The 23105-nt window shown below is 58.6% G+C and carries 15 protein-coding genes; 7 read left to right on the forward strand and 8 right to left on the reverse strand.

Annotated elements, in window-relative coordinates; all coding sequences use genetic code 11:
• Window positions 1-23: 23 nt before the first annotated feature.
• Both nfuA and AC3Y64_RS15445 read right to left on the reverse strand, forming a co-directional pair.
• Window positions 24-608 carry a Fe-S biogenesis protein NfuA gene (nfuA, locus tag AC3Y64_RS15440; protein ID WP_007912592.1) on the reverse strand — a complete coding sequence of 195 codons (585 nt, stop codon included), beginning with the start codon at window positions 606-608 and terminating at the stop codon, window positions 24-26.
• 253 nt (window positions 609-861) lie between these two features.
• Window positions 862-1278 carry a hypothetical protein gene (locus AC3Y64_RS15445; RefSeq protein ID WP_489984333.1) on the reverse strand — a complete coding sequence of 139 codons (417 nt, stop codon included), beginning with the start codon at window positions 1276-1278 and terminating at the stop codon, window positions 862-864.
• 168 nt (window positions 1279-1446) lie between these two features.
• Here AC3Y64_RS15445 and AC3Y64_RS15450 point away from each other — a divergent pair, with 168 nt between their 5' ends.
• Window positions 1447-4923 carry a membrane-targeted effector domain-containing toxin gene (locus AC3Y64_RS15450; RefSeq protein ID WP_489984334.1) on the forward strand — a complete coding sequence of 1159 codons (3477 nt, stop codon included), beginning with the start codon at window positions 1447-1449 and terminating at the stop codon, window positions 4921-4923.
• A 21-nt stretch (window positions 4924-4944) separates the two neighbouring features.
• Here the strand turns inward: AC3Y64_RS15450 and AC3Y64_RS15455 are convergent, their stop codons facing one another.
• On the reverse strand, window positions 4945-7227 hold the full coding sequence (locus AC3Y64_RS15455; protein ID WP_489984335.1) for a fatty acid cis/trans isomerase: 2283 nt from the start codon (window positions 7225-7227) through the stop codon (window positions 4945-4947).
• Between the two features lie 156 nt (window positions 7228-7383).
• On the opposite strand from AC3Y64_RS15455, the gene metH reads away from it, so the two are divergent.
• Together metH and AC3Y64_RS15465 are read left to right on the forward strand one after the other, a co-directional pair.
• Complete coding sequence (metH, locus tag AC3Y64_RS15460; RefSeq protein WP_489984336.1) at window positions 7384-11094, forward strand: methionine synthase; 3711 nt, start codon at window positions 7384-7386, stop codon at window positions 11092-11094.
• 270 nt (window positions 11095-11364) lie between these two features.
• Entirely contained in the window at window positions 11365-11583 is a 219-nt protein-coding gene (locus AC3Y64_RS15465) for a DUF2970 domain-containing protein (RefSeq protein ID WP_042559414.1), read from the forward strand.
• Window positions 11584-11589: 6 nt separating this feature from the next.
• Here AC3Y64_RS15465 and AC3Y64_RS15470 read toward each other — a convergent pair whose 3' ends face one another.
• The gene (locus AC3Y64_RS15470) at window positions 11590-12663 is read right to left on the reverse strand and encodes an ABC transporter substrate-binding protein (RefSeq protein ID WP_489984337.1); all 1074 of its coding nucleotides are present in this window, start codon (window positions 12661-12663) and stop codon (window positions 11590-11592) included.
• A 524-nt stretch (window positions 12664-13187) separates the two neighbouring features.
• Between AC3Y64_RS15470 and AC3Y64_RS15475 the strand changes: the two genes are divergently transcribed.
• Both AC3Y64_RS15475 and AC3Y64_RS15480 read left to right on the forward strand, forming a co-directional pair.
• The gene (locus tag AC3Y64_RS15475) at window positions 13188-14846 is read left to right on the forward strand and encodes a nitrite/sulfite reductase (protein ID WP_489984338.1); all 1659 of its coding nucleotides are present in this window, start codon (window positions 13188-13190) and stop codon (window positions 14844-14846) included.
• Window positions 14830-15324: a DUF934 domain-containing protein gene (locus tag AC3Y64_RS15480; RefSeq protein WP_489984339.1), complete on the forward strand. Its 495-nt coding sequence runs from the start codon at window positions 14830-14832 to the stop codon at window positions 15322-15324. Before AC3Y64_RS15475 ends, AC3Y64_RS15480 begins: the two co-directional genes overlap by 17 nt.
• A 3-nt stretch (window positions 15325-15327) precedes the next feature.
• Here AC3Y64_RS15480 and AC3Y64_RS15485 read toward each other — a convergent pair whose 3' ends face one another.
• Together AC3Y64_RS15485 and sohB are read right to left on the reverse strand one after the other, a co-directional pair.
• Complete coding sequence (locus AC3Y64_RS15485; protein ID WP_489984340.1) at window positions 15328-19152, reverse strand: leucine-rich repeat domain-containing protein; 3825 nt, start codon at window positions 19150-19152, stop codon at window positions 15328-15330.
• Between the two features lie 177 nt (window positions 19153-19329).
• On the reverse strand, window positions 19330-20361 hold the full coding sequence (gene sohB, locus AC3Y64_RS15490) for a protease SohB (protein ID WP_489984341.1): 1032 nt from the start codon (window positions 20359-20361) through the stop codon (window positions 19330-19332).
• 204 nt (window positions 20362-20565) lie between these two features.
• On the opposite strand from sohB, the gene AC3Y64_RS15495 reads away from it, so the two are divergent.
• Window positions 20566-21276 carry a histidine phosphatase family protein gene (locus tag AC3Y64_RS15495; RefSeq protein WP_489984342.1) on the forward strand — a complete coding sequence of 237 codons (711 nt, stop codon included), beginning with the start codon at window positions 20566-20568 and terminating at the stop codon, window positions 21274-21276.
• A gap of 64 nt (window positions 21277-21340) precedes the next feature.
• Window positions 21341-21658: an SCP2 sterol-binding domain-containing protein gene (locus AC3Y64_RS15500; protein WP_042610331.1), complete on the forward strand. Its 318-nt coding sequence runs from the start codon at window positions 21341-21343 to the stop codon at window positions 21656-21658.
• Between the two features lie 82 nt (window positions 21659-21740).
• Here AC3Y64_RS15500 and AC3Y64_RS15505 read toward each other — a convergent pair whose 3' ends face one another.
• Both AC3Y64_RS15505 and AC3Y64_RS15510 read right to left on the reverse strand, forming a co-directional pair.
• Window positions 21741-22244 carry an RES family NAD+ phosphorylase gene (locus AC3Y64_RS15505; protein WP_489984343.1) on the reverse strand — a complete coding sequence of 168 codons (504 nt, stop codon included), beginning with the start codon at window positions 22242-22244 and terminating at the stop codon, window positions 21741-21743.
• Window positions 22241-23044: an antitoxin Xre/MbcA/ParS toxin-binding domain-containing protein gene (locus AC3Y64_RS15510; RefSeq protein WP_489984344.1), complete on the reverse strand. Its 804-nt coding sequence runs from the start codon at window positions 23042-23044 to the stop codon at window positions 22241-22243. The genes AC3Y64_RS15505 and AC3Y64_RS15510 overlap by 4 nt, the downstream gene beginning before the upstream one ends.
• Window positions 23045-23105 lie beyond the last annotated feature (61 nt).

A 23105-nucleotide genomic window follows, 5' to 3' on the forward strand; every position in this document is an offset into this window, starting at 1 on the left:
CGGCTTCGCAGTGAACACCTTACTTAGTAGTAGGCGTTTTCTTTCTGCGTGTGGTCGGTCACATCGCGAACGCCCTTGAGCTCCGGAATGCGCTCAAGCAAGGTGCGCTCGATGCCTTCCTTCAAGGTCACGTCGGCCTGGCCGCAGCCCTGGCAACCGCCACCGAATTGCAGCACCGCGATGCCGTCTTCAACCACATCGATCAGGCTGACCTGACCGCCGTGGCTGGCCAGCCCCGGGTTGATTTCGGTTTGCAGGTAATAGTTGATGCGCTCGTTGACCGGGCTGTCGGCGTTAACCATCGGTACTTTGGCGTTTGGCGCCTTGATGGTCAGCTGGCCGCCCATACGGTCGGTGGCGTAGTCGACAACTGCATCGTCCAGAAACGCTTCGCTGAAGTGATCGATATAAGCGGTGAAGCTTTTCAGCCCCAGCGCCGTGTCTTCAGGTTTTTCTTCGCCCGGCTTGCAGTAGGCAATGCAGGTTTCGGCGTACTGGGTGCCAGGCTGGGTGATGAAGACGCGGATGCCGATGCCCGGGGTGTTCTGCTTGGAGAGCAGATCAGCCAGGTAATCATGGGCGGCGTCGGTAATGGTAATAGCGGTCATGGAAACTCCTCGCAGGCTTGGGCGCAGTTTACGCCAAACAAGCCGCCGGACAAAGTCCTAGTATTTTTGTCGGGAAAGCATTCTCAATTGCGCCCGTCCAAACCCTCACTTTTAATTTTTTGGCGGTATATAGATACCGCAATCCGCTCGCTCGCCTTCGATAACGTCGTGTTCCGAATATTCATCTCCAGGCGACAACATGACGTCCTCCGCTGCCCCGGCGCCTTCGACTGAGGCCCGCCAATCCCTCTATCTACAACAGATGCTGGATCATCAACGTGAACTGAAACACCTGCTCGATCAACAACCCGAGGCAGGCAAGGTGCTGGCTGACGGACTGCTGCGTAGAATCCAGCATTCCTTTCCCGGGCATCCGGAGCCTATTGCGCTGGCGGCGGTGAGCTATCGGGAAGACATCCAGATGGCCAGCGATTCGCAGACACAAATACTGATATCGACCGACCTGCCGCTTCGCCCATTGTCCGCGCTGTTCACGGACAAACCGTGGGGCGGAGCAAACCTTGACGCGCCAAACCGGCATTATCGCTTCTACGCCAAGTCCACCTATAGCGCAGCGGCCAAAGCTGCGTTTGACCGTACCCACACCATCAACGCAACCACTGGCGGCACATCGGCCTTCGAAACCTTTGTCGGCGAGTTGATCCGGCATCCAGACCACTATTTTCAACAGCAACTGGAAGTTTTCTGGCGAGGCCCGGTCAGTTCCGGCGAATCAATGACGCGACGCCTTTGGCTGGCGGATCGACTGGCCAGGATTCTGCTCACCGAAGCGGCCCTGGGCGTGGAGGACGGCACGCTTGAGGCTTCCTGCAAAACCTTGATCGAGCATATCGTCCGTCAGCCCTCAAGCGCGGCCCGCGCAGAGCTGCCTGCCCATCAGCGACCGTCGGCATTCACCTTGAGTATCAAAGGACGGAGCAACAAGCCTGACATTCCATTGATCGGCCTGTTTGTTCTCGCCAGCAAGACACCTGAAGGAGACGTCCTGACCAACAGTGACGCGGGCGCAGTTGCCCTGTGTGCCCCGGACAGCGGGATCAGCGCCTTCGCTTCGTTGCACGCACTCGAACATTCGCTACAAGCCCGTAGTACTCAAGAGGAAACAAGAGAACGCTTGCTGACCTGTATCGCCTGGCAGCATCAGGGGCGTGCTCGCCGATACCTGAAAAACGCCCCGACTTTCAGTTATGTGCCTGTTCAGGACAGTATTTTCGAGAACCGGGTCGACGCCCTGCTGACCTTGCAGAAGCAGGACATTGAATTTGCCTGGCAACAACTGCCCCGACATGATGCGGATGGCAAGCAAGTCTACGAGCTGTTCAATCGCCTCGCCCATATCGGGCCATTTCTGGATCTTCGTGATCGGTTGAACGCGCGCAGCCAACGCTACCTCGAAACGTTGTTGCCGGCGTGGTATCGGGAGGCCAGCCCGGTGGATCAGGAACAATTGAAACAAGTGGCGACTGCGGAACTGACGGCCAACAAACATCTGGCCAGTCTGATGCGCAAAGAAGCCATTGCGCCTTTGGCGACGTTCGCCCGTGAAGCACTGACCCGACAACTGACGATCGATTATCCGAGCAACACGATTGATCCGGATAAAGTGCAGGTGACGATCCTCACCCGCCTCAACCCCGCCAGCGTGGGCGGTGGCATTGGCCCGGATCATGTACCCAACCAACACGATCCATCGACCAGCCCCGCACGCACCGTCACTCTGACGCTGACGGAACTCGCGTTGAGAAACAGTAACCCCTGGGACTTCAGCTTCTACAAGCTGTTTAGCGGGGAACACACGTCAATGTCTGCGTCCATCGTCGATGGCGCGGGCAAAACTGTCCGGCTCGATCACGACTATCTGACATCCCTTGTGCAAACGCTGGACGTCAGCGAAGGCTACGATCGGCTCTTGCAAAAACGTCTGATTGACCAAGGCACACATCTGCGCAAGGCCTGGACGCAAGCGCATCAGGCAAGCCTGGCCACCCAGGTCAAGGCTGCCCGACTGGATCCGGACTGTTTGCTCAAAGACCGCGAGCACCGCGGCTACCAATGGCTCATGGCCGTTGTTGAAGGCGACGCTCCCGACAGTCGCAGAACCGTTGGCGGGCACAGGATTGTGGTGAGTTCATTAATGATTGCCAGTTCTTCGGGCACTCGCAACGGTTACGTGCTCAATGATGCGTGGATAGTCAGCGTTGCCAACCGGCGATCAGTGCCCAACGTCATTCTGTACACGCCATCGGCGCCCAACGGTCAGTCGATCAAGGAATTCGCCGACATTTCGGCGATGCAGCTGTTTCTTCAGCAGCAATGGGACGCTTCAGACGAATGGCGACGCTACGTAATGCAGCGACTGACCTCACCCGGCCAGGCATTCCTGACGGAAAGCCGGCTCGCCCGAACCTTGTTGCTCAGTGAGCTGGTGTTGAATTCTAAAAGCCGGGTGAAGAACCCCTTCAACACGATTCATCTGTCTGTAATCACTACGTCTTTGCATGAATCGCTCTATGAGCAACAGGTCGTGACGTTGCGGCGCAATGCCGATCATGCCTCCACCAGCAACGCGGAGGTTGAGGACCAATCGTTCTGGAACAAACTGTACTTTGGCTTCGACCTGGCACTGGACCTCATCGGTTTCCTGCCCATTACCCAGACCTTCAAATCCGCGCGCAGCATCACCCGCACGTTCCTGCTGCTTAAACAGGTGGGCACCTCAAAAGTTGCGGCTCGAGCACTCTGGTCGATGACGGGTGCCCGCTTACGCCCGACCGTGCTGCGTAAAATCGGCGCTGTCCCGGCTTTTCGCCCTGTGCCCGATCTTTCCCACATTGAAGTGAAGGTAGACCCGCCAAATCTGGAGCGACTCAGGGGCAATCTGTTCCAGAGCAAAACCTCGTCCCAGCAATACGCGCTGATCAACGGCAAGTATTACCTGTCGGATGTGGCTCAGGGGCAGCGCTACATTTACCCGCCCGGCACTGCCAGAAAAACGCTGCGTTACCCGCTGGTGCTGGATGAATCACTGAAACACTGGCAAGCCGAACCGCTGCCGAGGTTACCGGGCGGCATGGATCCGATTGAAAAAGGTCCATTGCAGACGACCTTCAGGGACTATGAGCTGCCGACCTCGGACGTCGATGCCCTGCCCTTGCTCGGTCAGCTCCCGGCGGGCGCGATGAATCTGGGGTATCTGAACCCGACGTTCACCATGAATGCGTCGAGTGTGGGCATGCTGCATATTTTCGGCATTCAAGCGAGGCTGCGCCGCCACGCCAGAAGCTTCCTCAGAACGTTTCTCTCGCCTTCGCGCCCGCTCACCGTGCCCGCACGAGGCCTTTTACCTGAGCAACTTCTGCAACACCTGTTTATCCAGCGCGACGGCCTGGTCTTTGGCGAGAAGCATATTTACTCGATAACCCGGCAGTTCCTGATCAAGAACATGCCTGCGCTGAAGAAAGTCGGCGTCAAAGCCCTCTACCTTGAGCTGTTCAACACCGACCTGCACCAACTCTATCTGGACATGTACAACGCATCGCCGACCCACGTGATGCCGTCGGTCCTGAGAGAGCGCCTGCGGGTCATCGATCAAATGGCTTTCCAGCATGACCCCTTCAGTTACCGGCGACTGGTCGAAGATGCGCATGCACACGGAATCAGGGTCATGGCGCTGGATACCACTGCGAGCTCCCTATATTCCTCGGGCGATCTGGCGCCGCCACGCGTCATGCCGACACTGGCGGATCAACTGGATCGGGTCACGATGTTCAACTTCTTCGCCTACAAGCGAATTTCCGCCGAACAACTGGCGCGAGGGCCCCATCGCTGGGTCGCGCTGGTCGGCCAGGCACATTGCAACACTCTGCAGAGTATTCCCGGGCTGGCGGAGTTGACCAACGCCACTGGCGTGCGTCTGGAGCGGCGCATCGGCAACCAGATGGTGGCGCGAGTCAGTCGTGACCCCGGTGTGGTTATTTATTCCCCTTCGGGCACGAACCAGTTCCTGCACCGGTGTGATTTGCTGGTGTGCCTGCCGAGCGCGGGAAACAGCCATGAACTGATCCAGCGTGTGCACAGCCCGAAGCTGTTTACCACTTCGACCAATGCAACGCAGCACGTCAACGTGCAGTACATGAACGATCAGTACAAAGTGGTCAGTGTTCAGGTTTTCATCGATAGCACGCAGGCCTATGTCAAACACCCACCGTTCGGCACGGTGAGCGAACGACGCTTTCCCGACCTTGATTCCCTGACCGAAGCGCTGATCGACGAGCTGGGGATGATTGAGGTCTGAGACCTCCATCCCCTGGCGCGATCAGAGGTTTTCGTAGCGATTCATGTCCAGCACGCCCTCTTCCACCGGATCGGTTTCGTGCAGGTACTGGCTCAGATCATGGAAGTAGAACCAGAACTGCGGATGACTGCGCCGGATGCCCCAGCGCTCGACGATTTTCTCGAAACGGTTGGCATCCTTGGCGTTTTCCATGGCATCGACAAACTCTGGCACTTGCTCAGCGGGAACGTTGAAGATGAAGTTCGGATAGCTGCTGAGTACGCCCGGGTAAATCGTCAGCGTGTCGAGCCCCGGTTGATAGCGCAGGGATTCACCGAGCAAAAATGCCACGTTGCTGTGGGCCCGGTTGCGCAGCAGGCTATAGACCTCGCGTTTGCCGCTCGCGGTTTCAATGCGCAGCATGGTCGCTTCTGGCAGTTGCTCGACGACCTTCAAACCGGCCGCAGGGCGCGAAGTCAGTCGGCTCAGCGCTTGCTCGGCGTTTTGCAGCGCCGGATCGATGTTCGGACGCGAGCAATAGGCGCCGTCGCAACGGTTGATCGGGTCAGGCCGGGCATTCAGATCGCCGTAACGGGCGAGCAGTTGCTTGGCGAAATCGTATTTCGGGTCTTTCTCGTCGAGTTTCAGCGCCGTCGGTTTGTCGTCGTCGATGGCTTCGTAATCGAGCCACATCTTGAATTGGCCACTGTTCTGATACCAATCGTCGAGGTAGTCCTCGCGGGAGTCGGCCGGCATCAAGCGCAGGAAGTTCTGCTCGGCGCCGTTACGGATCAGGTCAAAGTACAGACGGGTCTGGGCTTGATGGGAAACGTTGCCGAACACATCGAAGTTGACCGCCAATTGGTAATAGGTGCGCTCGAGCAACGGATAGTCGAACAGCCACATGGTCTGCGGCACTTCTCCGATCAGGCCTTTGGTCACCGAGGCGCTGTCGAAGTGGCGGAAGATGCTCAGCAGTGCGTTATCGTTGCCGGCCCACAGCGTCGACCAACTCGGCGCGGGCACATCGGCGTAGCTGTCGCGGCGCAAAGCTTCGTACTCGTTACGCTTGTTGCGGTAGTTGTGCCACAGGCTCAGGACGCTGCCGACATCGTCGTTCTGCCCCGGCATGGCCAACAATGGCGTGGCCTGACCGCGATAATTCGGATCAGTGATATAGAGGTCATGCTCCGGGGCCTGGAACAGTGCCCAGAAGTTGTCGCGGATCACGTCGGTCGCGATCTGCCCACGGCACACCGGGCCACGAATAAAGGTGCGGACGAAGTATTCAGCGTTATCGAGCATGAACTGATACCGCGCCTGGGCCGGAATCGCCTCGAACGTGGCAAACGGATTGGCGCGACTTTGCGGACCGTAGCCCGGCAACGCATTGGCTTGCCAGTTGCCGCTGTAGAACAGGCTTTTGACCCGCGCCATTTTCGCCGCGCTCAGCGGATAGGTGATGTGGGTCTTGTGGACGATCACGCCCTGCACCGGCCACAGACGGTAGTAAACCTGCGTGCCCGGGTCATCGTTGGGGCGTCGAGTGGCGATCAGATCGATCGGTTGACCGGTCGGCGTGCGCGAACGCACCCACTGGAAGTAATGCCCCGGCTCGCCGTCCTTGAAGTAGATGTGCGCCAGAAACCAGTGCTCGTACAACCAACGCCCCACCAGACTTTCGCGGGCGCCCGGCATGTTCAGCAGGTTTTCCCACTGGACGATCTGCAGCGCCTCTTTCGCGCTCGGTGCCAAGCCTTGCTCATCAATCGGTGCACCCGAGGCCAGCCAGCGCTGCAACGTCTGATATTGCTGATCGGTCAGGCCGGTCACCGCCAGCGGCATGCCTTCTTTTGGATGGGCGCCGGCATAGCCCTCGAACTCGGCGGGCATCGCGCACATGTTTTCGCGGTTCAAACCGAGGACGATGTCTTGCGGCAGTTTGGCGTTGGGCGTCAAAGGCGTCTTGTGGCCGAGTTCAAGCATCCGCGCCATCAGCGCAGCCTGGCTGCCCTGGGCATCAAGCACCGAATAGAAGTCTTTCTGCTGCCAGGCACGTTTGCCAAAGGCATCGTAGAACAGCCGAGTGGTCGGCGCCGCCCGGGTGCGCTCGCCGTCGTAGACCGGCATCTTGCTCGCGCCACGGGCCGCGCCCTCGCCGCTGCCCAGATTGAGCTGACAAGCGGAGTCGTAGCACGCATGGCAAGCCACGCACTTTTCAGTGAAGATCGGTTGAATGTCACGGCTGTACGAGATCGTGGGCTCTTGCGCTACGGCGCCCCAGCTTAAAAACAGCAAAACAATGCTGATGACGCGGTGCGACATGCCCTTGATCCCGACTCTGAAGAAAAACGCCGCGATTCTACAGTATGACGCTCGTACCAACATGAGCGATATTCATGCAAATGTGTCACATGCTCCGAAAGCGCACAGGTTTGTTATGATCCCGCCCCTTCGTAATGGTCTTTCCGAGTAGTCCACATGTCCGATCGTAGTGTTCGCCTTCAAGCTCTCAAGCAAGCTCTCAAAGAGCGCATCCTGATACTCGATGGCGGTATGGGCACGATGATCCAGAGCTACAAGCTCGAAGAGCAGGATTATCGCGGCAAACGCTTCGCGGACTGGCCGAGTGACGTCAAGGGCAACAACGACCTGTTGGTCATCACCCGCCCGGACGTCATCGGCGGCATCGAGAAAGCCTATCTGGATGCCGGCGCCGACATCCTTGAAACCAACACCTTCAACGCCACCCGCATTTCCATGGCCGATTACGGCATGGAAGAGCTGGCCTACGAATTAAACGTAGAAGGCGCGCGACTGGCGCGCAAGATCGCCGACGCCAAGACCGCCGAAAACCCGGACAAGCCGCGCTTCGTTGCCGGCGTACTCGGCCCGACCAGCCGTACGTGTTCGCTCTCGCCGGACGTCAACAATCCGGGCTACCGCAACGTCACCTTTGATGAGCTGGTGGAGAACTACACCGAAGCCACCAAAGGTCTGATCGAGGGCGGCGCCGACCTGATCCTGATCGAAACCATCTTCGACACCCTCAATGCCAAAGCGGCGATCTTCGCCGTGCAAGGCGTGTTCGAAGAGCTGCACATCGAACTGCCGATCATGATTTCCGGGACCATCACCGACGCCTCCGGCCGTACCTTGTCGGGGCAGACCACCGAAGCGTTCTGGAACTCCGTGGCCCACGCCAAGCCGATTTCGGTCGGCCTCAACTGCGCCCTCGGCGCCAGCGAGCTGCGTCCGTACCTGGAAGAACTGTCGAACAAGGCCAGCACCCACGTCTCCGCGCACCCGAACGCCGGCCTGCCGAACGAATTCGGCGAGTACGACGAACTGCCGTCGGAAACCGCCAAAGTCATCGAAGAATTCGCCCAGAGCGGTTTCCTCAACATTGTCGGCGGCTGCTGCGGCACCACGCCGGGCCACATCGAAGCCATCGCCAAAGCCGTCGCCGGTTACGCGCCGCGGCAGATTCCGGACATTCCCAAGGCTTGCCGCCTCTCGGGTCTGGAGCCGTTCACCATCGATCGCAGCTCGCTGTTCGTTAACGTCGGCGAGCGTACCAACATCACCGGTTCCGCCAAATTCGCCCGTCTGATCCGTGAAGACAACTACACCGAAGCGCTGGAAGTCGCCCTGCAGCAGGTCGAGGCCGGCGCCCAAGTGATCGACATCAACATGGACGAAGGGATGCTCGATTCGAAGAAGGCCATGGTGACCTTCCTCAATCTGATCGCCGGTGAACCGGACATCTCGCGCGTGCCGATCATGATCGACTCCTCCAAGTGGGAAGTGATCGAGGCCGGCCTCAAGTGCATTCAGGGCAAAGGCATCGTCAACTCGATCAGCATGAAAGAAGGCGTCGAGCAGTTCATCCACCATGCCAAACTGTGCAAGCGCTACGGCGCGGCCGTGGTGGTGATGGCGTTCGACGAAGCCGGCCAGGCCGACACCGAAGCGCGCAAGAAAGAAATCTGCAAACGCTCCTACGACATTCTGGTCAACGAAGTCGGCTTCCCGCCGGAAGACATCATTTTCGACCCGAACATCTTCGCCGTCGCCACCGGTATCGAAGAACACAACAACTACGCTGTGGACTTCATCAACGCCTGTGCCTACATCCGTGACGAGCTGCCGTATGCCTTGAGCTCCGGCGGTGTGTCCAACGTGTCGTTCTCGTTCCGTGGCAACAACCCGGTGCGCGAGGCGATTCACTCGGTGTTCCTGCTGTACGCGATCCGCGCAGGCCTGACCATGGGCATCGTCAACGCCGGTCAGCTGGAGATCTACGACCAGATCCCGCAAGAGCTGCGCGACGCCGTTGAAGACGTGGTGCTCAACCGCACGCCAAACGGTACTGACGCCCTCCTCGCCATTGCCGACAAGTACAAGGGTGACGGCAGCGTCAAGGAAGCCGAGACCGAAGAGTGGCGCAACTGGGACGTCAACAAGCGTCTGGAACATGCGCTGGTCAAAGGCATCACCACCCACATCGTTGAAGACACCGAAGAATCCCGTCAGTCGTTCGCGCGCCCGATCGAAGTGATCGAAGGCCCGCTGATGTCCGGCATGAACATCGTCGGCGACCTGTTCGGCGCCGGCAAAATGTTCCTGCCGCAGGTGGTGAAATCCGCTCGCGTGATGAAGCAGGCGGTTGCGCACTTGATCCCGTTCATCGAACTGGAAAAAGGCGACAAGCCGGAGGCCAAGGGCAAGATCCTCATGGCCACGGTGAAAGGCGACGTGCACGACATCGGCAAGAACATTGTTGGCGTGGTACTCGGTTGCAACGGCTATGACATCGTCGACCTCGGCGTGATGGTGCCGGCAGAGAAGATTCTGCAGGTGGCCAAAGAGCAGAAGTGCGACATCATCGGCCTCTCCGGTCTGATCACGCCGTCGCTGGATGAAATGGTCCACGTTGCCCGCGAAATGCAGCGTCAGGATTTCCACCTGCCGCTGATGATCGGTGGCGCGACCACGTCCAAAGCGCACACCGCGGTGAAGATCGAACCGAAGTACAGCAACGACGCCGTGGTCTACGTGACCGACGCCTCCCGTGCGGTGGGTGTGGCGACGCAGCTGTTGTCGAAAGAATTGAAGGCCGGTTTCGTCGAGAAAACCCGTCTGGAATACGTCGACGTGCGTGAGCGTACGGCCAACCGCAGCGCCCGCAACGAGCGTTTGAGCTACGCAGCGGCCGTCGCCAAGAAGCCGCAGTTTGACTGGGCGACTTATCAGCCCGTCAAACCAACCTTCACCGGCAGCAAAGTGCTGGACAACATCGACCTCAAGGTTCTGGCCGAATACATCGACTGGACGCCGTTCTTCATCTCCTGGGATCTGGCCGGCAAATTCCCGCGCATCCTCGAAGACGAAGTGGTCGGTGAAGCCGCCACTGCGCTGTACAAGGACGCGCAGGAAATGCTCGACAAGCTGATCGACGAGAAACTGATCAGCGCCCGCGCCGTATTCGGTTTCTGGCCGGCCAATCAGGTGCATGACGACGATATCGAACTGTACGGCGATGACGGAAAGCCGTTGGCCAAGCTGCATCACCTGCGCCAGCAAATCATCAAGACCGACGGCAAACCGAACTTCTCGCTGGCCGACTTTGTGGCACCGAAGGACACCGAAGTGACCGACTACGTCGGTGGTTTCATCACCACTGCCGGCATCGGCGCCGAAGAAGTTGCCAAGGCTTATCAGGACGCTGGCGACGACTACAACTCGATCATGGTCAAGGCGCTGGCCGACCGTCTCGCCGAAGCTTGCGCCGAGTGGCTGCACCAGCAAGTGCGTAAAGAGCACTGGGGTTATGCCAAGGAGGAAGTCCTCGACAACGAAGCGCTGATCAAAGAGCAATACAGCGGCATCCGCCCTGCCCCTGGGTATCCGGCGTGCCCGGATCACACCGAAAAAGCCGCGCTGTTCGCGTTGCTCGACCCGGAGGCCGAAGAAATGCGTGCCGGCCGTAGCGGTGTGTTCCTCACCGAGCACTACGCGATGTTCCCGGCGGCAGCGGTCAGCGGCTGGTACTTCGCGCATCCGCAGGCGCAGTACTTCGCCGTGGGCAAGGTCGATAAAGATCAGATCGCCAGCTACACCTCGCGCAAAGGTCAGGAGTTGAGCGTGACCGAGCGCTGGCTGGCGCCGAACCTCGGTTACGACAACTAAGCAGCCTTCGATAGCTCTTACAGGTGTCCGTGTCGTTCACAAAGCTTGTGAGCCAACGCTGAACCTGTGGGAGCTGGCTTGCCAGCGATGGCGTTGGGTCAGCCAGCATCGATGTCGCGTGTGCCGGCCTTATCGCTGGCAAGCCAGCTCCCACAGGGTTTCGGGGATATTCGCTGAATCCCCTCTCCAGCCCCTTTCCCACATATGCTTACGCGGTGTTCTTCAAAGGGTTAGCTATGCTTGTCTGACACACACGCAGACGAGGGATTTATGGACGATCCAGTCGACAACAAACCGCCGAGCTTCTGGCAAATGCTGCACAGCGTGATGGCGGCGGCGTTCGGGGTGCAGAGCGGCAAGAACCGGGCAAGGGACTTCACCCATGGCAAGCCCAGCCATTTCGTGTTGCTAGGGATTTTGTTCACGGCCGTATTTGCATTGACGTTGTTTGCCATCGTCAAACTGGTGCTGCATTTCGCCGGGGTCTGAGGCGATTCAGCGCATCAGGGTTTGCAGGTTGAACGGATAGCGGTAGGACGCCGGGCGCCCTTTGGCCGACAACTTGCGGAAATTCACCCCGTAATTGGGCGAGTCCCCCATTGCCAGCATCTGCCGGGCATGGAATTTGTCGACCAGTTGCAGCAAAGGGATCTGCCGGTCACGGCCACCCTGTTGCGCCAGATCGATGCCCATTGCGTGATCATGGACTTCGACCAGTGCCCAGCCACCAAGGGTAAAGTGCCCACCGATCAAAGCGCTCAAGCGCCCATCGACCATCGCCTGCAAGGCCGCCGGCGACGTGTTGACCGCACTGAACAGCGCATCCTTGCCGGGCGTCTTGCCGGTTTCGGCATACGCGCGCATCGCGCCGAAGGCCATTTCATCATTGGCCGACCACACCAGTGACACATTCGGGTATCGATTGAACAACTGCCTGGCCTGCTCATAGGCACGCTGTTGCGTCCAGCCGCTGTAGACCAATTGGCGCAAGCGCACCTGCGGATGTTCCGCCAAAGCGCGTTGCATGCCCTGCTCGCGCAGTTGCGCCGAAGGGGTGATTTTCAGCCCCGAGAACGCCAGCAGCTCAATCTGCTCGCCTTTCGCTGGCGGTCGATGCTGGCGAATCAACTCCTTCATCATCAGGTAACCACCCTCCTCATCATTGGTCACCAGACTGCCGACAAGGTCCGGGCGATCACCGAGGAGAGTCTGCTGATTGGCGGTTAGCGCGGCATTGACCATGAACAGCTTGACCCCGCTGTCATGGGCCAGACGAAAAATCTGCGGGGCGACGTATTGCTCGTTGACGAACACCAGATAGTCAGGCCGGTCCGGCCCCTGCAGCGCCAGGCGCGCCTGGGCCAAGGTCAGTTCAGGCTGGCGATGGGAATAGAGGATCTGCAAATCGATGCCCAGATCCCGGGCAGCCGCCTGCATGAATTGCGAATAACTGACCCAGAAGGCTTCCTCGGTGGAACCGGGATTGAGGAACAGTACCGACTCTGCTCGCGCAACACTGCTGAACAGCGCGGCGAGTAACAGAAAGGCAATGTGGAGAAACTTGAACATGAAGCATCCGGGCCCGGGGAAAAATGGCCGCGCATTATAGCCATCGAAACACCGGCTATTGGCGTGTATTCCCGTTTTTGTCCGACAATCCGTCGGACGCGGGCCCGGATGGGTCGTTTACTGATGACTGACCCAAAATACCGCCGTTCCTACGACCAGAATGATCAGGAACAAAATGGCCCATGCATCGACACTGCTGTCGCTTTTTCTTGCCTTGGTCGGATTGCTCATTGCATCGCCTCTTATCGGTTTTATCGGTGATTGCAGAAAGACTCGACCACAGTTAAGACGATGATTGTCCGCACGACAAATGTGGGTTAGTTGACAGCCATTCTCGTTAGGCGATTTGGTTCTTTACATATACTCAAACATCACTTTTGCGCATAACTGCAAACGGGTATATTGCCCCGGCTCCCTTAGGGAGCGCGCGGCCGTGCGCGCAGAATTGCAGAGGCACCATCGGACTTCAGCAAGCGAAAACGCAGCGTTTTCCGAGTAGCCCAAAGCCTGAGAACAGGACTTATATGTACGTATACGACGAGTACGATCAGCGGATCATCGAGGACCGCGTCAAGCAGTTCCGTGATCAGACCCGACGCTATCTGGCAGGTGAGCTGAGCGAAGAAGAATTCCGCCCTCTGCGCCTGCAAAATGGCCTATACATCCAGCGCTTCGCGCCGATGTTGCGAGTGGCGGTGCCTTACGGCCAACTGACCTCGCGTCAGCTGCGCATGATGGCCAAGATTGCCCGCGACTACGACAAGGGCTATGCCCACATCAGTACGCGGCAGAACGTGCAGTTCAACTGGCCGGCGGTGGAAGACATCCCGGACATCCTTGCGGAACTGGCCACCGTGCAGATGCACGCGATCCAGACCAGCGGCAACTGCCTGCGCAACGTCACCACCGACCAGTTCGCTGGCGTTGCTGCCGACGAAGTGATCGATCCGCGTCCATGGTGTGAAATTGTCCGCCAGTGGACCACGTTCCACCCGGAATTCGCCTACCTGCCGCGTAAATTCAAGATTGCCGTCAACGGTTCGACCGCTGACCGTGCCGCCATTGAAGTCCATGACATCGGCCTTGAGCCGGTGCACAACGCCGCTGGCGAACTGGGTTTCCGTGTGCTGGTTGGCGGCGGCCTCGGCCGTACGCCGGTGGTGGGCGCGTTCATCAACGAGTTCCTGCCGTGGCAGGACCTGTTGAGCTATCTCGACGCCATCCTGCGGGTGTACAACCGCTACGGCCGTCGCGACAACAAATACAAGGCGCGGATCAAGATCCTCGTCAAGGCACTCACGCCAGAGGTGTTCGCGCAGAAAGTCGACGCGGAAATGGAGCACCTGCGCGGTGGCCAGACCACACTGACCGAGGCCGAACTGCATCGCGTCGCCAAGCACTTCGTCGATCCGGACTACAAGGCGCTGGACAACCAGTCCGCGCAACTGGCCGATCTCGACAAAGAACACCCGGGTTTCGCCCGCTGGCGTACCCGCAACACCCTGGCGCACAAGAAGCCGGGTTATGTCGCCGTAACCCTGTCGCTGAAACCGACCGGTGTTGCCCCGGGCGACATCACCGACAAGCAGCTCGACGCCGTCGCCGATCTGGCCGACCGCTACAGCTTCGGTCAACTGCGCACCTCGCACGAACAGAACATCATTCTTGCCGACGTCGAGCAAAGCCAACTGTTCACCCTCTGGGGCGAACTGCGTGAAGGCGGTTTCGCCACGCCGAACATCGGCCTGCTGACCGACATCATCTGCTGCCCTGGCGGCGATTTCTGCTCGCTGGCCAACGCCAAATCGATCCCGATCGCCGAATCGATCCAGCGCCGCTTCGACGACCTGGATTACCTGTTCGACATCGGTGAGCTGGACCTCAACATCTCCGGTTGCATGAACGCTTGTGGTCACCACCACGTTGGCCACATCGGCATCCTCGGCGTGGACAAGAAAGGCGAAGAGTTCTACCAGGTCTCCCTCGGCGGCAGCGCCAGCCGTGACGCAAGCCTGGGCAAGATCCTCGGCCCATCCTTCGCTCAGGAAGCCATGCCTGACGTGATCTCGAAGCTGATCGACGTGTACGTTGAACAACGCACCGAAGATGAGCGCTTTATCGACACCTACCAGCGTATTGGCATCGACCTCTTCAAGGAACGCGTCTATGCAGCGAATCATTAAGAACAACGAAGTCGTCGACGAAACCTGGCACCTGCTGCCCAAGGATTTCAATATCGACGACATCAGCAACTGCGACGATCTGATCGTTCCACTGCAACTCTGGCGCGAACACAGTCGCATGCTCAAGGCGCGCGACGGTGGCCTGGGTGTCTGGCTGGACGCCGACGAAGAAGCCGAGGAAATCGGTGAAGACGTCGCGGAGTTCCAGGTGATTGCCTTGAACTTCCCGGCCTTCACTGATGGCCGCAACTACTCCAATGCCCGTCTGCTGCGCGACCGTTATGGTTTCAAAGGCGAACTGCGGGCCATTGGCGATGTGCTGCGCGATCAGTTGTTCTACATGCACCGCTGCGGCTTCGACGCCTTTGCCGTGCGTGCGGACAAAGATCCGTATGAAGCCCTCGAAGGTCTCAAGGACTTCTCGGTGACCTATCAGGCCGCCACCGACGAACCGCTGCCGCTGTTCCGTCGCCGCTGACCCCTACGCTTCTCGCGTGCTGGCATCCTCTCCCGCCTGGGAGAGGACTGCTGACTCTCCATGGTTTTGCAGACGCTGTTCCAGCATGCTGAGTACTGCCATCGGGTGATCTGCATCCACCTCCGTAGACTCGACACTCTGGCTCAACCGGCCAAGTACCTCGTCCGACTCATCGGCTGCGCGCAACAGCCGCCAGACCCGCGCCTGAAGTGCCGGGTAGTCAACCAGGTAATCCGGGGTCAGGCTGAGACCCTCCAGGGTTCGCAGAACACCCCTGCCCGACGGCCTTGCCGCCAGACGTTGCCAGATTGCCAAGCGCTCCTGTCGCTTTGACAGATCGATACCTCGCAACCAGGCCACGGCCTCGCCTTGCCCGTTTTCGACGCCGCTCAGCCACAGATTGAAGCCCGTCTCTTGCCGATGAATGATCAGGCGCCTCAAGGTGTCTTCATCCGTCAATGGATTGCCTTGCAACTTGACGCGGCCGGCGACGGTTGCCTGACTGATCACCGCTGGCGGCACCCGGCTGATCTGGTTGTCTCGCAGATCCAGCAAAGTCAGAACAGGCTCATCACTGATGCCGATCGGGCACGCTCGGATGCCAGTACTGCGCAGGTTGACCTCCCGCAGCCGTTTCATGCCCAACAGTATCGGTGGCACACCCAAGGGGTTTTCACTCAAGTCCAGCGATTGCAGATTGACCAATTCATTGAGCGACGAGGTGCCGACGTCAAGGCGCAAAGAAGTGACCCTCAAGTTCAATGTCCTGAGCTGATGCATTTGGGTAATCACCGACGGCAGTACGCCGACCATCGCGCCCGTCGAATCGGGCAGCCGCAGATCAACCTGTTCGAGGTTCAGTACTCTCAGTCGAGGGAATGAGTTGAGGAAACCCGCCAACGTCTCGCTGTGTGCCAGATGGAATCCGCGCATCGATAACTCAATCACATCGTTGAGCCTCACGTTCATCACCGGCAAGCGATGAAAATCCTCGAACTCCAGGTCCAGTCTGTAACCGGCCAGGGTCCCGTTTTCAAAGACATGACTGGTCGCGGCTGGGCGATTTTGCCACAGCGTCAACAGTTCATAGGCCAGTTCTTCCCGGGTCTCCCGCTCATAGCGCACCACCTCGCGAAGTCGCTCGATATTGTGTTGCTGGATTTGCATGGGCGTCAGGCCTTCAGCCTCGGGATCGCCAGCAGCAAGGGAGTCGACGTCAAGTTCATCGGCATCCAGCACAGCGCCTTCGATGTAGTCGCTCACATCCAGACACAGCTGGTCGAACTGTTTTCTCAGCAGATCGATATGCGCCTGAGCATTGGCACCTGCGCGCATTAACCAGTCATCCACCTGGCCGGGATTGAGCGCCGGATACAGATCCCGTAGCTGCAAACGCATCGCCTCGGTGGCTAATGCCTGTCCCTGAGGGGTCGACGGATAGCCTCCACCCCGCAATCCCTGAGACTCAAAGGGCAGACCGCTGTCCATTCGACCGAGTCCTGTCATCAGCGCTTCACGGGGCAGCAGATTTTCGTCGATGCGCAGTTTGAAGTCTTCAACCGAGGTCACCTGCAACGCCGCGCGCTCCGGTGCGCAGAGAAGACTCAGCAACGCGGCGTGCATATCTGTAGGTGACTGGATTGCCGGGGTTGAGTATTCGTGCCCTGTGGTTCTGATCAGGCGCCGCACCTGCGTCGCTTCCAGCGGACCGCAGCGATCAACCACGCGACCATCGAGCGCCGCATCGAGCACTTCAATGCGCAAACCTGCCGGCCAGCCCGGCAACCTGGGCAACGAGTGCAAGATCAGCAGGTCGGAATCGGGGTTGTGCACTGAACGCAGATACAGACCTTCATAGGCGCGATTCAGGCGAACGTGCTGCTGGTACTGACGCCCCTTGCTATCGAGTCGACTGAGCAGACGCTTGAACTCTGCGGCGTTCGGCACTGATGTGAGGTCTACGCCATAGCGATCAAGGATTTGCTCTACCACGCCTTTTGGCAGCTCCGGATACTCCTGCTGAAACAGATTGACCCAGGGATTATCCGAGGCTTGCGAGGCGAGATAGCGACGATTGAACTGCGCTGCGCGCTCCACACCGGCAAGCGCTCCAAGCTCCTGATCGAGACGAAATCGGCTTAGGGTGTCGGCGAGCATTGGCGTGGGCGGACGACCTTCATTCATTGCGCGCAGCATGTCGTCGTCGATGGCGCTGACCCTGGCGATCTGCGCGAGGGTGGCATCGCTGAAGCCTTGTACCTCTGACCCGATGCCACGAAGCAGTTGCACTCGGCTGCCGGACGCCACGGTGATCGATTTGGGCGGTTCGGGCGGCACCACCGAGACCGGCTCAGGCGCCGTCAAATCGTTACTGATGTGTGCCACTGCAGTGACCAGCGGCAATGCATTAAGCAGACCGAAAATCGTCCGCGCCCGTCCGCGCGAGCGCTCGCTCAGCGTTTCACCGTGCATGGTTTGCTCCAACCCGTAACCGGCATCGATCAACCCGGCCAACGCAAGAACACCCTCACCTCCCGGTACGAACAGCGCCAGCGGGGCATATCGGTTGATCCATTGCACCAGTGGTTCAACGAAGTCCCCTAGATTGTCGCGATTGACCTGGGCATCGTCGCGAACCCTCTCGGCGCTGGTTTGCGCCGTACGCTTCATGCTCAACACCATCTGAGCGACGGGATCGGTACTCGCAGCAGCGGACTCGAAATCGATGTACTCGGTGGGATTCCAGTAACCATCGTTGTTGAAAAACCCGGCGGTTTTGCTCAACCAGTGAATCTTCGGGTAACGCACCATGCCGTCCAGTGCCGTCAGCACGCCGGCGTGAAAGGTGCCGTCGGTACGATCGTCTTCGACAAAATGGCTAGCCAGTGCGTGTTTCGTTTCATCTGATCGACCCTGCTCCACGACCCAGCGGCGCATTTGTGCGACATCGCAGAACTCGTGCCAGGGTGAGGCGTTGCCGGGGACGTAGAGCAGGATTTTTGCGGGGTGCTGCCCACGGAAACACCAGATATCCGTCGCGGTATAGCGGTAAATTTCGAGTCGTCCGAAAATGAATGTGCCCGGCACTCTTGTCGGACTCTGAAATTGCTGCAAGGTCAAGGTACTCCAGGCCTGGTTGACGGGTAGCCCGGCGGTTTGCAACACCTGCTCCAGACCTTGCTGGCTCAGGCTGCCTTCATCGCGCTGCAGCCAGGCACTCATGACAAAGGCCGCTTTGACCGACGTTCGCAGCGGACAGGACGCAGAGGCGAGAATCGTGGTGTCCGAGGGCCAAACCTGATCCAGATATACCTGGTACTTCTCCTTGAGTTCCAGCGTCCAGACCCAGCGCTTGAAATCGGCAGGGCGCAATGTCAATTGCGTTGAGGGTCCGAAGGTCTGTGGCATGCACTGCCGATAGATCCCTTCATAGGTCCGATGGTTACCACTGCCCGGCTGGGCGAACTCATCGACACCCTCGACGATCTGCACCGCCGGGCCAGTGTCTGGCGGGGTGTAGAGGCCGAAGGCAGTTTCGGCAAAGCGCCCGTCTCCCACCACTTGGTAGTTTTCGAGCAGTGCTCGCAACAGGGTGTTTGATCGGGCGATTCGACCTTGATGCAAACCGTCGCGCGGTGGATGACCGGCATAATCGTAATCAAGGGTGACCAGCAGCGCAGTGTGCGGATCGATCTCGTCGCCCCATTTGTGCGCAAACAGCTGTGCCGCGAATTGCGCGGGAGATTGAGGAACAGCAGCGGTGACGACGCTTTGCAGTTCAACGGGCAGTGCCGGCGCTATTGGCGCGCTCGATGGGAGGTCATTCATGTGCAGTCCATTGCAGTCATGGGGAATGACCACAGTAGAACTGTTCGGGTCAGGCTTGAGGAGTCAGACCAGTCTCCAAACCCATAGGAAAATTCGCTGTAGCGCGAAGAAAACGTCTGTCAAACACATTGAAACCGGGATTAACCCGGTTTCAATGTGTTTGCCGTAACGAGCGCGTTACCAGAAACGTTGTTGCGTCAGACGGCTCCACCAACTCAACAGCACGCGGTCGACCGAGCCGCTGGCCGCCATGCCAATGCGCTCTTGCAGGCTTTTGCGCTCCGCGTAATGCAGATGATAAACCTCGGACTTCTTGGCCCGTTCGGCCAGGTACTCGTCGCTGGTCTTGAGTTCGTCGACCAGTTGTTTATCAAGTGCTGCGATGCCCAGCCAGACCTCACCGGTCGCGACATCGTCGATCGCCAGTTGCGGGCGGTAGCGAGCAACGAAGTTCTTGAACAGCTGATGGGTAATGTCCAGATCTTCCTGGAATTTCTCGCGGCCCTTCTCGGTGTTTTCGCCAAACACGGTCAGGGTGCGTTTGTATTCCCCGGCCGTCAGCACTTCGAAGTCGATGTCGTGCTTCTTCAGCAAGCGATTGACGTTGGGCAGCTGCGCGACCACGCCGATCGAACCGAGGATGGCGAATGGTGCACTGATGATCTTCTCGCCAATGCACGCCATCATGTAGCCGCCGCTGGCCGCGACCTTGTCGATGCACACCGTCAACGGCACGCCGGCTTCGCGGATGCGTGCCAGTTGCGACGAAGCCAGGCCGTAGCTGTGCACCATGCCACCACCGCTTTCAAGGCGCAGAACCACTTCGTCTTTCGGGGTGGCAAGAGTCAGCAGCGCAGTGATTTCGTGACGCAGGCTCTCGGTGGCCGAGGCTTTGATGTCGCCATCGAAATCCAGCACGAACACCCGCGCTTTGGCATCGGGCTTGTTCTTTTGCTTCTTCACGCTTTTTTCGGATTTGGCCTGCCCCTTGCGCAGGGCCTTGAGCTGATCCTTGTCGAGAAGGGTCTGCTCCAGACGCTCACGCAGGCCTTTGTAGAAATCATTGAGCTTGCTGACCTGCAACTGACCGGCCGACTTGCGTCGCCCCTTGCTGCGCAATGCAGCAAAACTGGCGAGCACCACCAGAATGGCGATCACCAACGTGACAGTCTTGGCCAGGAAGCTGGCATATTCGGTGAAAAACTCCACAGCGACTCCTTAAAACAATGCGCGAATGTGAAACACACGCGGGATGGTTCCAGCATACCCATGCGCCGGCCCGTCGACCAGCCGTGAAACCTCCGGCAACATCCATGTAACGAGCATTTCAAACAAGCGTATGTTTTTTCATTGACAGCTCTCCGCCATCCTCATAACCTCGCCAAACCTTCAACGTACCGGGATGACGCGGACGTGGGCAGCATCTATCTGATTCGACATGGCCAGGCCTCCTTTGGTGCAGACGACTATGACGTCCTGTCGCCGACCGGTGTGCGCCAGGCAGAAATCCTCGGGCAGCATCTCGCTGAACTGGGGATCAACTTCGATCGCTGTCTCGCTGGTGATCTGCGTCGCCAGCAACACACCGCCACCAGCGCGCTGGAGCAATTCAGTGCCAAAGGTTTGCCGGTACCCGTTCTGGAAACCGATTCCGCCTTCAATGAGTTTGATGCCGACGCGGTGATCCGCGCCCTGCTCCCGGCCATGCTGCCGGAGGAACCTGAGGCCCTCGACATCCTGCGCAACGCTGCGCAAAACCGTGGCGAGTTCCAGCGCATCTTCGCCCTGATCATCGAGCGTTGGCTGGCCGGTACCTACGACACCCTGGGGCTGGAAAGCTGGTTGGGCTTCGTCGAGCGGGTTCAGGGTGGGCTGCAGCGCATCCTCGATCTGGCAGAAAATAACCAGAAGATCGCCGTGTTCACCTCTGGCGGCACCATCACTGCGTTGCTCCACCTCATTACGCAAATGCCTGCAAAACAGGCTTTTGAATTGAATTGGCAAATCGTCAACACCTCGCTCAACCAGCTGAAGTTCCGCGGTCGCGAGGTGGCTCTGGCTTCCTTCAACAGTCATGCACACCTGCAACTGATGAAGGCTCCGGAACTCATCACCTTCCGCTGAGTCCGGATAACTGTGACCGTGGCTGTAATCACCCAGCTCCTATTACCCAAGAAAGGATCGAACCATGACCTCCGTAGCTGATGCCGTAAAAGCAATGCAAGCCAAGTTCAACCCAGCCGCTGCTGCCGGTCTGGATCTGGTCTTCGGTTTCAACATCACTGACGAAGACAAACAGTACGCACTGATCGTCAAAGACGGCACTTGCGACATCCAGGAAGGCGAAAACCCGGACGCCAACTGCACGCTGGTGCTGGATAGCGAAACCCTGAAAGGTATCGTCAGCGGCGAAACCGATGGCATGCAAGCATTCATGGGCGGCAAGCTGCGCGTTGAAGGCGACATGATGCTGTCGATGAAGCTGTCTGAGCTGTTCCCGTCGTAAGACGCCGGTCAGCCACTAACAAATCCCGCCTATATGGCGGGATTTGTCGTTTCAGGGCTCAGACAATACAGACACGCATTCATCAGACCAGCATCAGCTCCTTCAACAGTCGGGTATCGAGTCCGAACCGCTCTTGGGAAATCATTTTGAACTGCCCTTCCGCCAGCTCGCAGCTCACCAGCAGATTCCATGAATGCTGGGTCGCCGCCGACGGGATCAGCACAAACGGGTGTTCAGCCAATAACGCATCGGCAAACTGCTGCTGGTTATGAGAGGGTTTGGCCGGGCTCATCCAGTACGGATTTGGCAGTTCCTCCGGCTGGACGATTTTCACCAGTGCCTGATTGGTCACCTCGAAGCACGTCAGCACGTGAGGCTCTTTATCCAGCGCGTCGAAACTTCCATGAGCCGCTACTTCGAGAATCGCCGTGGACGGATCGACAGAGGCATAAACGACGCGCCGACCAGGCCGGTTCCATCGCCCACCTACCCGCTCCGAGCCGAGGCCGCTGTCCCATGTGCGCTTGTACACTTCAGGGTCAATGCGCCAGGCATACCAATGATCATCCCAAGGTAATGGATTCATTGATAAATCCCGTGCTTCATCCGGTACAGGTAGGTATTCACCACTTGATACCCCAGCGGATTCTCGATGAGTTCCACCGGCCTGTAACCGTTGAGCCATTTGGTCGCCTTGTTCAGCCATTCCTCGGCGCGTGCCTGCCCGTGGAACACCTCGCTGGCAAATTCCAGTGCATGGGCGTACTGGAAAGCGACCATGCTTTGCTGCTGACCGAGCCGCGTCGATTTGGGTTCTTTCAGCAAGCGCCTTATGGTTCTGATGGACTTCCCGGTGATGAGCTGGACCAGCTCGCTTTCCCGGTAAAGCTCCGAGGTTGACAGCATGTTGACGACATCCTGCAGATCAAAGCCTTCCTGCGTGTAGCGAATGATGAACATGGGTTCTTCATCCCATGCCCGGCCAGCCAACAGCACCGCTACCGGTTTGCCCTCGACCTTCTTCAGCCCCGTGAACCGGGGCGCTTTTGCCGAGAACATGGCGCTACCCTCCGTTGGGCATCTGGCGCGGTCGTCACGCCAGAAAAAGCGCGGATGATAAATAGCCGTTTCGTGATCGAGGTGAAGCGTTCGCATAGTCCATCCTTTGTCTGGGTCCGAGCGATCAAGCTGCTCAGCGACTTCAATGTCAGACTCGATGCTATACAGCGAACGTCCGACGACCAACCTTAAAATGTCGTCGGAAAAATCCCCTAAAGGGCGCAAAACATTCCTGTTTCTGTAGGACGGAGACGCAAGACAATTCGTCGCCGAAGAAACACTGGCTGACGGAACGTTGACCTCGATCACTGGCGCAGTGGCGTCCACTCTTTAATCTTCCAGCTCCATCGAAAGCCACGGAAGGCTCACCCGGAGCCTGCGGCTGATC

It is taken from the genome of Pseudomonas sp. 4CAES_32.4, from assembly GCF_058136335.1.